Origin of the sequence: Duganella alba (assembly GCF_009674495.1) — a bacterium.
GTDB lineage: Bacteria > Pseudomonadota > Gammaproteobacteria > Burkholderiales > Burkholderiaceae_D > Rugamonas > Rugamonas alba.
The window spans coordinates 71790-84374 of the sequence record NZ_WKJN01000014.1 but is presented as its reverse complement, the minus strand read 5'-3'; the positions used below and the strand labels follow the sequence as shown (position 1 = coordinate 84374).

At 65.3% G+C, this 12585-nt stretch carries 13 protein-coding genes; 9 read left to right on the top strand and 4 right to left on the bottom strand.

Features of this window, described 5'->3' with window-relative positions; all coding sequences use genetic code 11:
* The first annotated feature begins 29 nt into the window (after positions 1-29).
* A complete protein-coding gene (locus GJ695_RS15580; RefSeq protein WP_154366230.1) occupies positions 30-1526 on the top strand; it encodes a CYTH and CHAD domain-containing protein in 1497 nt (498 codons plus the stop codon).
* Here the strand turns inward: GJ695_RS15580 and GJ695_RS15575 are convergent, their stop codons facing one another.
* The 3 genes from GJ695_RS15575 to GJ695_RS15565 all read right to left on the bottom strand — a co-directional run bounded on the left by GJ695_RS15575 (position 1527) and on the right by GJ695_RS15565 (position 3574).
* Positions 1527-1913, bottom strand: a complete 387-nt coding sequence (locus tag GJ695_RS15575; protein WP_154366228.1) for a hypothetical protein — start codon at positions 1911-1913, stop codon at positions 1527-1529. It lies immediately after the preceding gene.
* A gap of 36 nt (positions 1914-1949) precedes the next feature.
* Entirely contained in the window at positions 1950-2546 is a 597-nt protein-coding gene (locus GJ695_RS15570) for a LysE family translocator (RefSeq protein ID WP_154366227.1), read from the bottom strand.
* A 101-nt stretch (positions 2547-2647) separates the two neighbouring features.
* Positions 2648-3574: a LysR substrate-binding domain-containing protein gene (locus GJ695_RS15565; RefSeq protein WP_154358796.1), complete on the bottom strand. Its 927-nt coding sequence runs from the start codon at positions 3572-3574 to the stop codon at positions 2648-2650.
* A 97-nt stretch (positions 3575-3671) separates the two neighbouring features.
* Here GJ695_RS15565 and GJ695_RS15560 point away from each other — a divergent pair, with 97 nt between their 5' ends.
* The 5 genes from GJ695_RS15560 to GJ695_RS15540 are packed head-to-tail and all read left to right on the top strand — an operon-like array spanning position 3672 to position 8826.
* Positions 3672-4373 (top strand): HAD family hydrolase, encoded by a 702-nt coding sequence (locus GJ695_RS15560; protein ID WP_154366359.1) that lies wholly within the window; start codon positions 3672-3674, stop codon positions 4371-4373.
* 31 nt (positions 4374-4404) lie between these two features.
* Positions 4405-5946, top strand: a complete 1542-nt coding sequence (locus GJ695_RS15555; protein ID WP_229260505.1) for a hypothetical protein — start codon at positions 4405-4407, stop codon at positions 5944-5946.
* Positions 5933-6469, top strand: coding sequence for a DinB family protein (locus GJ695_RS15550; RefSeq protein ID WP_154366224.1), 537 nt, complete (start codon positions 5933-5935; stop codon positions 6467-6469). The genes GJ695_RS15555 and GJ695_RS15550 overlap by 14 nt, the downstream gene beginning before the upstream one ends.
* Positions 6466-7467, top strand: coding sequence for a 2-hydroxyacid dehydrogenase (locus tag GJ695_RS15545; protein ID WP_154366223.1), 1002 nt, complete (start codon positions 6466-6468; stop codon positions 7465-7467). Before GJ695_RS15550 ends, GJ695_RS15545 begins: the two co-directional genes overlap by 4 nt.
* A gap of 15 nt (positions 7468-7482) precedes the next feature.
* Positions 7483-8826: a DUF3422 family protein gene (locus GJ695_RS15540; RefSeq protein WP_154366221.1), complete on the top strand. Its 1344-nt coding sequence runs from the start codon at positions 7483-7485 to the stop codon at positions 8824-8826.
* On the opposite strand, the gene GJ695_RS15535 is transcribed toward GJ695_RS15540, so the two are convergent.
* Positions 8816-9652 carry an alpha/beta hydrolase gene (locus GJ695_RS15535; protein WP_154366219.1) on the bottom strand — a complete coding sequence of 279 codons (837 nt, stop codon included), beginning with the start codon at positions 9650-9652 and terminating at the stop codon, positions 8816-8818. The genes GJ695_RS15540 and GJ695_RS15535 overlap by 11 nt on opposite strands.
* Positions 9653-9792: 140 nt before the next feature.
* On the opposite strand from GJ695_RS15535, the gene GJ695_RS15530 reads away from it, so the two are divergent.
* Genes GJ695_RS15530 through GJ695_RS15520 form a run of 3 tightly spaced genes read left to right on the top strand, consistent with a single transcriptional unit; the run spans position 9793 to position 12580 of the window.
* Positions 9793-10566, top strand: a complete 774-nt coding sequence (locus tag GJ695_RS15530) for an alpha/beta fold hydrolase (protein ID WP_154366217.1) — start codon at positions 9793-9795, stop codon at positions 10564-10566.
* Positions 10567-10577: 11 nt separating this feature from the next.
* Positions 10578-11729 carry a M23 family metallopeptidase gene (locus tag GJ695_RS15525; protein WP_154366215.1) on the top strand — a complete coding sequence of 384 codons (1152 nt, stop codon included), beginning with the start codon at positions 10578-10580 and terminating at the stop codon, positions 11727-11729.
* A 2-nt stretch (positions 11730-11731) separates the two neighbouring features.
* Positions 11732-12580 carry an alpha/beta hydrolase family protein gene (locus GJ695_RS15520; RefSeq protein WP_154366213.1) on the top strand — a complete coding sequence of 283 codons (849 nt, stop codon included), beginning with the start codon at positions 11732-11734 and terminating at the stop codon, positions 12578-12580.
* Positions 12581-12585: the final 5 nt, after the last annotated feature.

The following is a 12585-nucleotide window of genomic DNA, read 5'->3' as shown; positions in this document are numbered from 1 at the left end:
ACATCGGCGCTTTTCCCTACACTGATCCGATGGAAGTCGAACTCAAACTCTTACTGGCGCCTGAACATAACGAGCAGGTGCTGCAACATCCGCTGCTCGGCGGGCCGGCGCGCGTGCAGCAATTGACGGCGCGCTACTTCGATACGCCGGACCTGCACCTGCTGCGCCACGGCGCCGGCCTGCGCGTGCGCCGGGTCGATGGCGAGTGGATACAGACCATGAAAGCGGGCGGCAGCGTGCAAAGCGGCCTGCATAGCCGCAACGAATGGGAAGGCCCGGTGGACCGTTCGTGGCCGCGCCTCGGCAAGCTGCGCAAGCTGATCGGCGACGATGAGCAATGGCTGGCGATGCTCGACGCCACCAACCTCAAGGAACGGCTGGAGCCGCTGTTCCTGGTGGACGTGCAGCGCCACGTATGGGATGTGGAAATCGACGGCAACCGCATCGAAGTGGCGCTCGACGTCGGCCACATCGAACGCCAGTCGCACCGCGTGCCGGTCAACGAGATCGAACTGGAACTGAAGGATGGCGATCCCGCCGGCCTGTACGCCTTTGCGCTGCAACTGCTGGAGGATATCCCTCTGCGCATCAGCAACATCAACAAGGCGCAGCGCGGCTATATGCTGGTGCGCGAAACCGGCCACGCGCCGTTCCGCGCGCAGGCGCTGGACCTGAACGCCGACGCCAGCCTCACCGACGCCCTGCCCGCCGTGCTGGGCAACTGCCTGGAGCATATCCAGCGCAACGAGGTGGCCGTGATCGAAGGCCAGGATCCGGAAACGCTGCACCAGATGCGCGTGGGCGTGCGCCGCCTGCGCTCGGCCATCAAGCTGTTCAAGGATATCGCGCCCTGCCCGCCTGCGCTGCTGGAGGATGTCAGCTGGCTGGGTACGGAGCTGGGTGCGGCGCGCGATTGGGATGTGCTGCTGTCATCGACGCTGCCGCGCATCGACGCCACGCCGGGCGGGCAGCACAGCATGCTGGAGCTGTTGGCCCTGGCGCAGCAGACCGCGCAAGCCAAACGGCGCGAGGCGGCGCAAGCCCTGCTGTCGCAGCGCTACACCAGATTGATGCTGACGTTGGGATCATGGATGCTGCAGGCCGCGCCGCTGCTGCATGGTTCTGCGGCGCAGTTCTCGCGCCACACCCTGCAGCATCTGCACAAGTCGCTGCTGAAGCGCGCCGCGCGCATGAACGACAGCGACGCCGCCAGCGCCCACCGCACGCGCATCGCCGCCAAGCGGGGCCGCTACGCGCTGGAATTCTTCCACGCGCTGTATCGCGCCAAGGAAGCGCATGAATATCTGAAAACGCTGGCCGCCGCGCAGGACGAGCTGGGCCAGCATAACGATCTGGTGGTAGCCGATCGGCTATTGCAGGAACTGGCGCAGGAGCAGCCGCAGGCCGCCGGCGTGATCCAGTTCGCGCGCGGCTACCTGGTCGCGCAGCAGGCCATGCAGCCGGCCGATCTGGCCGCGATCCGCAGCCGCCTGCACGCGCTGCGACTACCGCACGTTAAACACTGATCAGCGGCGCGCGGGTTTGGAGATCACGCTCCAGGTCAGCGTGCCGGGACACTTGGCCTGCTGCACCGCCAGCAGCGCATCGTCGGCCTCGGTGCTGGCCTGCGCATACTCCTTGCGGCCCGATACCTTGAAATGCAGCGCCGGCGAAGCCGAACTGGCGGTTTTGGACAGCGTCGGCGCGAAACCGCGCTCGGTCAGAATTTTGCGGCAAGGCGCCAAACCGGTCAGCTCGTCCGCCTCGATGTCGATGGTGAAGATCCAGCTTTCCACATAGCCGCGCGCGGCGCGGTCCGGCTCCGGTAACATCAGGTTGGACGGTACGGTGGCGGCGCCGGCGGCGGCAGACAGCAAGGTGGCGCTCAACGCCAGCGCGATTCGACGAAACATGGGCATTTCCTAAAAATCCGGTAAAACGCTATGGTATCAGGCCAGCAGCGGATACAGGGTGGCGACCAGCGCCAGCGCCATCACCACATTGAAGATGCGCACCGAACGCGGGTCTTGCAACACGCGCCGCATGGCCACGCCGAACAGCGCCCACGAGCCGACGCAAAAGATGCCGATCACGCCAAACACGCCGGACAGCAGCGCCACGTCGGCCACATGGAAGCCCTGCGGCAGATAGGTGGTCAGCGCGCTGAGCGACATTACCCACGCCTTCGGATTAATCCATTGGAAAGCCGCCGCGCCCCAGAAGCCCATCGGCTTCGACAGGCTGGCCTGCTGCGCGTTCATCGGCGCCGCGTGCGCCAGCTTCCACGCCAGCCACAGCAGATAAATGGCGCCAGCGTATTTGAGGATAGTCTGCAGCATCGGCACCTGCTCGAACACCGCATGCAGTCCCAGGCCGGTGGAAAAAATCATGAAGGAAAAACCACAGACGATGCCGAACAGATGCGGCAGCGAGCGCTTGAAGCCGTAATTCAGGCCGGAAGCCAGGATCATGGTGTTGTTGGGGCCGGGCGTAATCGTCGTGATGGCGGCAAAGGTGCACAGTGGCAGCAGCAATTCGGGCAGCATGGTGGATTCCGTTCTCAAGGTGTGCTTGCATTGTACGGTCAGGTGTACTGGCCTTAACCAGTACACTTATGCAAACAGTTGCCATCACTGTATAGGTAACTTTACCGGTACGAGCTTTCCAGTTCGCGCCGCACCAGGTCCTGGCCGTTTTCGATCACGAAGTCCTGGAACGACGCCGCCACCTTGGGAATCGGCTGGTCGGTCAGGTGCATGATATGCCAGTCCGCCTCCACTGGATTGTGCGCCATCGGCAGCATGGACAGCAGGCCGGCCTTGAATTCCAGCGCGCAGGCGTGCACCGACAGAAAGCCTACGCCCAGGCCGGCCGACACCATGCGCTTGATCGCCTCGTTGCTCGACACCTCGGAGCCGAATTCCGCCGCATGCCCTTCCTCGCGCAGCAGCTTCTCCACCGCCGTGCGCGTGCCCGAGCCGCGTTCGCGCACCAGCAGATTGGCCGCCATCACGTCGTTGAGCGTGATTTTTTTCTTCTTCATCAGCGGGTGCGACGGGCTGGCGACAAAGGCCATCGGATGGCGCGCGAAACGGGCGGCGCTGGTGCGCAGCTCGCGCGGTGGCGTGCCCATGATGGCCAGCTCGATCTCGTGCCGCGCCAGCATGTTGATGATCTCCGTGCGGTTGCCCACCTGGAGCTTGAGCCGCACGTCCGGCCGCTCCAGCGTGAACGGCACCAGCAGCGGCGGCAGCAAGTGCTCCGCCGTGGTCACCGCGCCGATGCGCAGCGTACCGGAGGTGACGCCCTGCAGTGCCGCCAGTTCGTCGGTGGCCTGCTCCCACAGGCGCAGGATGCGCTCGGAGAAATCGGCCATCACCTCGCCGGCCGCCGTCAGCTGGATGTTGCGGCCGACCTTGCGCGTCAGTGGCATGCCGGTGATCTCTTCCAGCGTGCGCAGTTGCAGCGACACGGCCGGCTGCGTCAGGTGCATGGCGTCCGCCGCGCGCGACACGCTCTCGTGGCGGGCCACCAGTACCAGGGATTCCAATTGCCGAAAACTGGCATGATACATAAGCATTCCTTATTAATTATCCATAATCTTTAATTTTTCTTTTGTTCATTCTACCTCTATATTGATAGGTATCTGACATCGTTGAGCGAGAATGAACATGAGCATAGACGTGATCTTCCTGGGCCTGGACGGCGTTCTGTTCGATACCGAAGCGCTGCACCTGGCAGCCTGCAATGCGGCGTTTGCCAACGCCGGCCTGTCGCTGCGCTGGACCTTGCCGGCGCTGCGCGCAGCCGCCGCCACCCACGGCTATGCGCGCGCCATCGGTTCCGCCGTCGCCCTGCCGCCGCTGTCGCGCGAAAAACAGCGCGTCGCCGAACTGTTCGAAGACAAGCACCGCCAGTTCCATCAGGCGATCCTGGCGCGTCCGCCGCAGGCGCAGGCCGCCGCGCTGGCGCTGATCGAGGACGCCGCTGCCGCCGGCTGCAAGATCTGCATCCTGACCGACCTGCCGGCGCCGGCCACCTCGGCGCTGCTGGAGCGCCACTTCGGCGCCGATGTCACCAGCCTGTTCAGCGTGGTCGCGGGCGGCGCCAGTTTCGACGGCCCTGCCGGCACCGGTCCGTATGCGCACGCGCTGCACGCCATGGGCGTCCAGCCGCAGGACGCCATCGTCATCGACACCGCCGTGCCGGCCCTGCGCGCGGCTGCCGATGCCGGCCTGTGGACCGTCTCCGTCGCGCCCTACGGCACGGACGTGGTGCGCCCGCGCCAGTTCATCACCTTCGACGCCCTGCACGAACTGCAAACCAGCCCGTTCGTGCCGGCGCCGAAGCCGCAGTTGCACCGCGCGGCGTAAAGAAGCCGCAAAACCGGCCGATAATGAGGTTATGACAACGATCGCCTCCATCAACCGGACCACGCCAGCCATCACCGCTCCGACGGCGGCCGGCAGTTACACGTCCACGTCCAGCGCCGCCAGCACCACCGGCAATGGTTCTTCCACCGTGGTGTCACTGGGCGCGGCCGCCGCGCCGGTGTCCGACAAGGCGCTGGTGTGGGAAAACCGCACCCGCAGCACCTCCGCCAGCCTGATGGCGCGGAACTTCGGCAACGAGGTCGGCGCCAGCCGCCTGAAAGGCCTGGGCGGCGAGCTGCTGAAACAGGTGGCCTACGACGGCGCGGACTTTTCGCAGACGGTGCAGCAGGCGCCCGGCGGCACGCAGGCCAATACCTACGACATGCTGGTATCGCCGTCGCAGGTATCGCAGCACGGCATGGGCGACAACCAGATCTCGCTGAGCATCACCACCCGCAGCGGCGCCAAGGTTGAACTGAAGCTGGACGCGGGCGACAACAGCATCGCCGTGGAGGCGCACGTCGACGGCAAGCTGACCGACACGGAGCGCAAGGCGCTGGGTGAATTGTCCGACGCCTTCCAGAAATCCATCGATGGCTTGAGCCAAGACCCGCCGCATATCGACATCGCCGGCCTGACGCAGTTCGACAGCAGCGCGCTGGCGTCGGTGGACCTGAAAGGCCAGGTCAAGATCAACGGCAGCGACACGCAACAGCTGGACTTCCATGCCGACAGCACGCAGCGCACGCTGAGCTTCAACGGCCCCGCCGGCAACGCCAGCATCGGCGTCGATCTGAGCAAGCCCGCCAGCTGGGGCAGCAAAGAGCAGCAGGCCACGGCGCTGAAGAACTATCTGCAGCAGGTCGACCAGGCCGGCGTGCGCGGCCAGGGTAACGGCGACATGATCACGATGTTCAAGGACGCCTTCACCGGCATGAACAGCGACTATGGCACGCCGCCGCCGGTCTCGCCGCAAAGCATTTTCCTGACCGACCAGGATCACGCGCTGACCACCGGCCTGGCCGACTTTACCGCCTCGTTCGCGCAAACCGAGGTGTCGTCCAATCCGATGCGCCCGACGGAAAAGGACAGCTTCGCCTACGACCTGTCGCAGAAGACCAGCATCAGCGGCACCTCGCAGCTGGACCGGGGCGTCTCGCAGAAGCAGGAGTCGCACCTGAAGGCGCGCTATCACGAGCCGGTGAAAGCCGGTGCGTTGCTGAGATTGGACATGTCGCCCAACTCGCAGAACTACAAGTACAACATCATCGACGACAGCGCCAGCAGTACCACCAGCATCAGCTACGAGAAAGGCGTGCTGGCCAAGGCCTCGCTGGAAACGCAGGCGCACCAGTCGATACGGACGCTGAAATACATGCTGGGCAAACTGAAGGACGACCAGACCACGCCGACCGGCAAGGCGATGTCGCGCGACCTGGTGCCGACGCTGGAACCGGAACGCTACGGTCTCGATCCACTGACCGACGACCAGCGCACGCAGATGCTGGCCACCCTGAACAAGCAGATCTTCCTGCAATCGAATCCGTCCGCGATACCTGATGAGCGTCACTGAACACTTTAGCCTGCTGGCGCGCTACAACTCCGGCATGAACCAGCAACTCTACGACGCCGCAGCGAAACTGCCGGCGGGCGAATTCACGGCCGACCGCCAGGCCTTCTTTGGCTCGCTGGCCGGCACGCTGAATCACCTGCTGACCGCCGACACGCTCTGGCTCAAGCGCTTCGCCGCGCACCCGGCGCAGTTCCCGGCGCTGCAAGCGGTACGCGACACGCCGCAGCCGGCGTCGCTGACGCATTCCTTCGGCGACGACCTGGCCACGCTGCGCGCACACCGCGAGCGGCTGGACGCCGTCATCAGCGCCCTGGCGGCGCAGCTCACGGCAGCCGACCTGGCGCAGCCCTTTGAATACCGCAGTACCCGCGGCGATTTATACCGCAAGGAGTTCGGCCTGGTTCTGCTACACTTCTTCAACCACCAGACCCACCATCGCGGCCAGGCCAGCACATTGCTGACACAGGCCGGCGTCGATCTCGGCGTGACCGATATCATCGTGCTGGTGCCGGAGCTGCCATGAAAATCGCCGTCTACAGCGCCCAGCCCTACGACCGCCGCTTCCTCGACGAAGCGCGCGCCGCCCTGCCCGCGCCCGGCGTGGAGGCGGTCTATTTCTCCGACCGGCTGGAGCTGGACACCGTGCCGCTGGCGCAAGGCTGCGCCGCCGTCTGCGTATTCGTCAACGACCTGCTGGACGCGCCGGTGCTGGAAGCCCTGCACGCGCTGGGCGTGGGCGCCGTGCTGCTGCGCTGCGCCGGCTTCAACAACGTCGACCTGCAGGCGGGTGCACGGCTTGGCCTGTTCATGGCGCGCGTGCCGGCCTACGCGCCGGAAGCGGTGGCCGAACACGCGCTGGCGCTGGCGATGACGCTCAACCGCCGCACCCACCGCGCCTATGCGCGCGTCCGCGAAGGCAATTTCGCGCTGGACGGCCTGCTGGGCGTGACCCTGCACGGCAAAACCGTCGGCATCGTCGGCGCCGGCCAGATCGGCGCCTGCGCCGCCCGCATCTTCCACGGCCTGGGCTGCAAGGTGCTGGTCAGCGATCCGGCGCCCACGCCGCAGCTGGACCAGGTGGCCGAACGCGCACCGCTCGACGCGCTGCTGGCGCAGTCGGACGTGGTGTCGCTGCATTGCCCGCTGATGGACGCCACCCGCCACATAATCAACGCCGCCAGCCTGGCGCGCATGAAGCCAGGGGCCATGCTGGTCAACACCTCGCGCGGCGGCTTGATCGACACCGCCGCCGTGATCGAGGCACTGAAATCCGGCCAGCTCGGCGCGCTGGCCATCGACGTCTATGAGCAGGAAAGCACCCTCTTCTTCCAGGACCACTCCAGCGACATCATCGCCGACGACGTGTTCCAGCGGCTGATGACCTTCCCCAACGTGCTGGTCACCGGACACCAGGGCTTCTTTACCATTGAGGCCATGCGGGAAATCGCCGCCGTCACCTTTGCCAATCTCGCCTGCCACACGCAGGGTTCGCCCTGCGCCAACGCGCTCCCCACCACCTAGTTTTTAAGGAAGTTCATGTCGCTCGCCTATCGCGCCAACGCCGATTTCGCCAAGCTGAATCACCCGATGCGGGTTCCGCTGTCGGCCGAGATCCATTCACGGCCATTCCTGCATCTGCAGGCGCCGGAAAGCCTGACCCATTTCGCGCTGTATCTGCAACAGGACCAGCCGTCGCGCCAGAACCACCGCGCCAGCCAGCACCAGATCCTGGAGCAGCTGTGCGTGCACTATGGCGTGGCCGGCCCGCATCCGCAGGCGCGCTACTTCTTCCATGACTTCGGGCGCTTCCGCCTGAAGTGGGAATGCCATACCGAGTTCGCCACCTACACCTTCGTCGAACGCGGCGAGCCAGGCCTGGATTGCCGCGCTTCGTTCGAGCGCATGCCGCTGCAGCACGTGCCGCAGGAATGGCTGGCCGGCTTGCACGGCAAGATCATCGTCGCCGCCCACGTCCTGCTGTGCAAGGAAGCGGCCGGCGACAACAGCTTCGCCGACGGCATCAGCGATCTGTTCCAGGGCAAGTCGCTGGTGGGCAGCAGCGCCGGCGGCAACGCCGAGGTATGGACCGATTTCCTGATCCAGCCGGATGGCTTCAGCCGCTTCGTGGTACGCGACCAGCAGCTGCGCGAATTCCAGCCCGGCCGCCTGGTGGGCCGCCTGCTGGAAATCGAAACCTACCGCATGATGGCCTTGATGGGCCTGCCGCAGGCCGAAGCCACGCAACCGGCGCTGAACACCATCGAGAACGAACTGGCCGGACTGACCGCCACGCTGGTCAAGGACGAAGCCAACGACGATCAGGATCTGCTGAACCGCATCACCAGCCTGGCCGCGCAGCTGGAGAAAATCTCGGTCAGCAACAGCTACCGTTTCGCCGCCTCGCAGGCTTATTTCAACCTGGTGCAGTCGCGCATCCAGGAGCTGCGCGAAGTGCGCATTGAAGGCACGCCGACGCTGGCGGAGTTCATGGGGCGCCGCCTGGCGCCGGCGATGAACACCTGTACTTCGGTGGCGCAGCGGCAGGAGACGCTGGCCAAACGTATCGCACGCAGCAACGACCTGCTGCGCACACGCGTCGGCATCGAGCAGGAACAGCAGAATCGCAAGATCCTACAATCGCTGGACGCGCGCGCGGCCCAGCAGCTGCGCTTGCAGCAGGCGGTGGAAGGCCTGTCGGTGGCGGCGATTTCGTACTACACGCTGGGATTGGTGGGCTACGTCGGCAAGGCGATGAAAGCCGGCAGCCTGCCGGTGAATCCGGACCTGATGACCGGCATCGCCGTGCCGCTGGTGATCGGCGCCGTGTGGCTAGGCCTGCGCCGCCTGCATCACCAGCTATCGGGGTCTGCTAAGCACTGAAGCGGCTCGCCAGGAAACTGGCGATGCGCGTCTGCGTCGATTCCAGATAAGGAATGTTGAGGTGGTCGGAATCAGGAATGATTTCGTCCGCGTGCAGCGTCCCCAATTTCTGCACCAGCAGATCGGTATGCGAATGCGGCACGATGTCATCGACCGCCGCGCGCAATACATAGGTCGGCGCCTTCAGCTGCGACGCATACTTCACCGATTCGAACTTATGCCGCAGCACGTACTCCACCGGCAGCGTCTTGAACTTGCGCTTGGCGATGGCCAGGATGGAATCGTAAGGCGTAATCAGCACGATGGAGTTGGCGTCGCGCTCCATCGCCACCTGCACCGCCACGCCGGATCCCAGGCTGCGGCCGACCACGGCGATGCGCTTCGGATCGACGTGATGACGTTCGCTGAGCCAGTCGAACAGCATGCGGCCATCCTCGACAAAGTGTTCCTCGGCCGGATCGCCATGCGAATCGCCATAGCCGCGGTAATTCACCGCCAGCACCGCCATGCCGGGAAACAGCTTGCCGGCGTCGCGCGCCACCCAGGACACTTCCTCGGAACGGCCGCCGAAATACACCACGCCCGGATGCGGCCCCGCCACCGGCGGCGTCATCAGCCAGCCGGACAAGCGCGTGCCGTCCTTGGAACGCACGACGATAGGCCGCGTGCGGTGACCCGAGCTGTAAGGCTTCAGCACCTCGCGCTTGCTGCCCAGTGGGTTGAACAGCAGCCGCTTCTGGTTGGCGGCCACCGCTGCGGTAAGTCCCATCCAGAGCACGCTGACGATGCCGGCCAGACCCGCGACTTTTTTGGAATTGTTGTTCATAGTTCCTACTCTACTCTTCTCGTGCAAGCCTGCTGCACGCACAAGCTACAAAATTTGCGGCGGCGTGGTATAGACCACACATCGGGCCGGCCACGCAACCCGGTATAATCCTCGCTTCGCTTTTTCATGACTCGCTGACAATGAAATCTGCTGTCGTCCTGCTGCATAGCTCCATGAGTTCCAAGTCCCAATGGCTGCCGCTGAAAGCGCAACTGGGCGATGATTATCGCTGCATCGCGGTGGATCTGCAGGGCTACGGCGCCTCGCCGTTCCCTGCCGACGCCGGCGCCGATTATACCCACACGCTGGCGCACGAGGTGGACGCCGTGGTGGCCGCCATCAGCACACGGCTGGAGCCGGGCGAAGCGTTTCACCTGATCGGCCATTCCTTCGGCGGCGCCTGCGCGCTGCACATGGCGCGCCGCATGCCGCAGCGCGTGCTGTCGCTGACGCTGTTCGAGCCGGTGGCCTTCCACCTTTTGGCAGAGCAGCATCCGGCCAAGGCGGAAATCGTCGGCGTGGTGGGCCGCATCCGCGCCTGTGCCAGCGACCGCGACGCCACCCGCATCTTCATCGACTACTGGAACCGCGACGGCGCCTTCGACGCCGCGCCCGAAGCCGCCCAATCCAAGATGGTGGCGCAGATCGCCAAAGTCAAGCTGGACTTCCAGGCACTGTTGGGCGAAGCGGCAACGTTGGACGATCTGTCCATGTTGACCATGCCGTCGCTGGTGATGGCCGGCGAGCGCAGCCCCGCCTCCACGCGCCTGCTGGTCGAACAGCTTGGCGTCTCGCTGCCCAACGCCACCGCGCTGCAAACGCGCACCGCGCATATGGGACCGATTACCCATCCCGATATCGTCAACCCGGTCATCCTTCAATTCCTGAGCGGCGCCGAAATCGCCATCGATTGAGAAAGCCCACCATGCGCCTGCCCGCCTTGCTGCTTAGTCTTCTGACCTTTCATGCAATGGCGACTGCGGGCGCACAGGCGCCGGTCGTGGTCCACGCCCTGCATGTGCCGCAAGCCGTGGAAGCCGGCGACGGCAGCCGGCGGCTGTACTATGAACTCGATATCGGCAATTTCTACGCCGACACCGGCACGCTGCAGCTGACCACCGCCAGCGTCTATGCGGACGGCCGCAGCGCGCCCATCGCCACCTTCAGCGGCGCGCAACTGGCCGGCCTGCTCAGGCCCGGCAAGGAACTGGACGCCGACGACAGCCTGGCGATTCCAGGCGGCGCACACGCCATGCTGCTGATCGCCGCCACGCTGCCGGCCGGCGCGCCACCGCGCACATTACGCAATACGCTGACTTTCAGAACCGCCAAGGGCGCGGTGCAGACGGCGGACGACATTCCCGTCGCTGTCAACGCCGCGCCGCCCGTCGTGCTGGGCGCACCGCTGCGCGCCGGCCTGTGGCTGGCGGACGAAGGCCCCGGCAACGCGCAGTCGCACCACTGGGGCAGCGTCGTCGCGCAGAACGGACTGCTGACCATCCCGCAGCGCTACGCCATCGACTTCTTCGGCCTGGATGCGCAAGGCCACGCGGTGCGCGTGCCGATCGACAAAATGGCCGACAGCGCCGTCACCGACTGGGTCGGCTGGAATACCGAAGTGCTGGCCGTCGCCGACGGCATCGTGCGCGATGTGCAGGACGGCGTGGCCGACCGCAAGCCGCTGTCGCCGCAGGAACAACCGGACGAACTGACAGCGCGCACCTTGTATGGCAATTTCGTCGTACTGGAAGTGGCGCCCAAGGTGTTCGTGCATTACGCGCACCTGCGGCAAGGCAGCGTGCAGGTCAAGATCGGGCAGCGCATCAAGCGCGGCGCGGTGCTGGCCCGTCTTGGCCTAACCGGCGGCGCAGGCGCGCCGCACCTGCACTTCCACGTGGCCGACAAAACCAGCTTCGCCGATTCGCAGGGACTGCCCTTCGTATTCGACAGCTACACGCCAGCCGGCCACACAACGGAAGGCGACGCGCTGAACAAAGATTCAACCATTTCAATCTCGCCAAACGCGGCGCGCCTGCATCGGCGCATGCCGCTGAACGGCGACATCATCGGATTCTAACCATGCGTATCACATCACTGCTGCAACCCGTTTTATTCACCTTGGCTGTCGCCGGTGCGCCGGCGTTGGCCGGCGCGGCTGAACACCTCGTCACCATCGCACCGGACGTCAACGGCGCCTGGGTCACGCCGGATGGCGCGTGGGACGGCCGCACGGTGCTGTTCCTGCACGGCTTCGCCGACGACATGGACGGCGCCGGGGACCTGAGCAAGCGCATGTCGGCGCGGCTGGCGCAGATGGGCATCGCTTCGCTGCGCGTGAACTTCCGTGGCGAAGGAGACCGCAAGCGCAGCGATATCGAATCGACGCTGCAAAGCCGCATCGAAGACACCGAGGCGGCATATGCCTTCGTGACCAGGCAGCCGGGCGTGCAGCCTGCGCGCAGCGCGGTGCTTGGCTGGAGCCTGGGCGCCACCACCGCTATCATCACCGGCGGCCGCCATCCACAATGGTTCCGCAGCATGGTGCTGTGGTCTTCCCCGAGCGGCGACCAATGGGTGCAGATGGCGTCCTCGCCAACCGCACAGAAAGCGCTGCGCGAGGGCGTGGCGACCGACGACGTGGCGGGCTGGAAGCGTATCACCACCAAGCGTGCGTTCTACGAAAGCTTCCGTGGCGTGAATCTGGATCAGTCGCTGGTCAACTACCCCGGCGCCTTCCTGACCATCCGTGGCAGCAATGACTTCCTGCCGCAAGGCGATGCGCAGATGCTGAAGCTCGTTCCCGGCAAGCCGGCGGAGGCAGCCCTGATTGGCGGCGCGGATCACATCTTCAACGTCTTCCAGAAAAACGGTGGCGCCGCACAACGCGTGATGGACCTCACCGCCGACTGGCTGGCGCGCACGCTGTAGCAGTC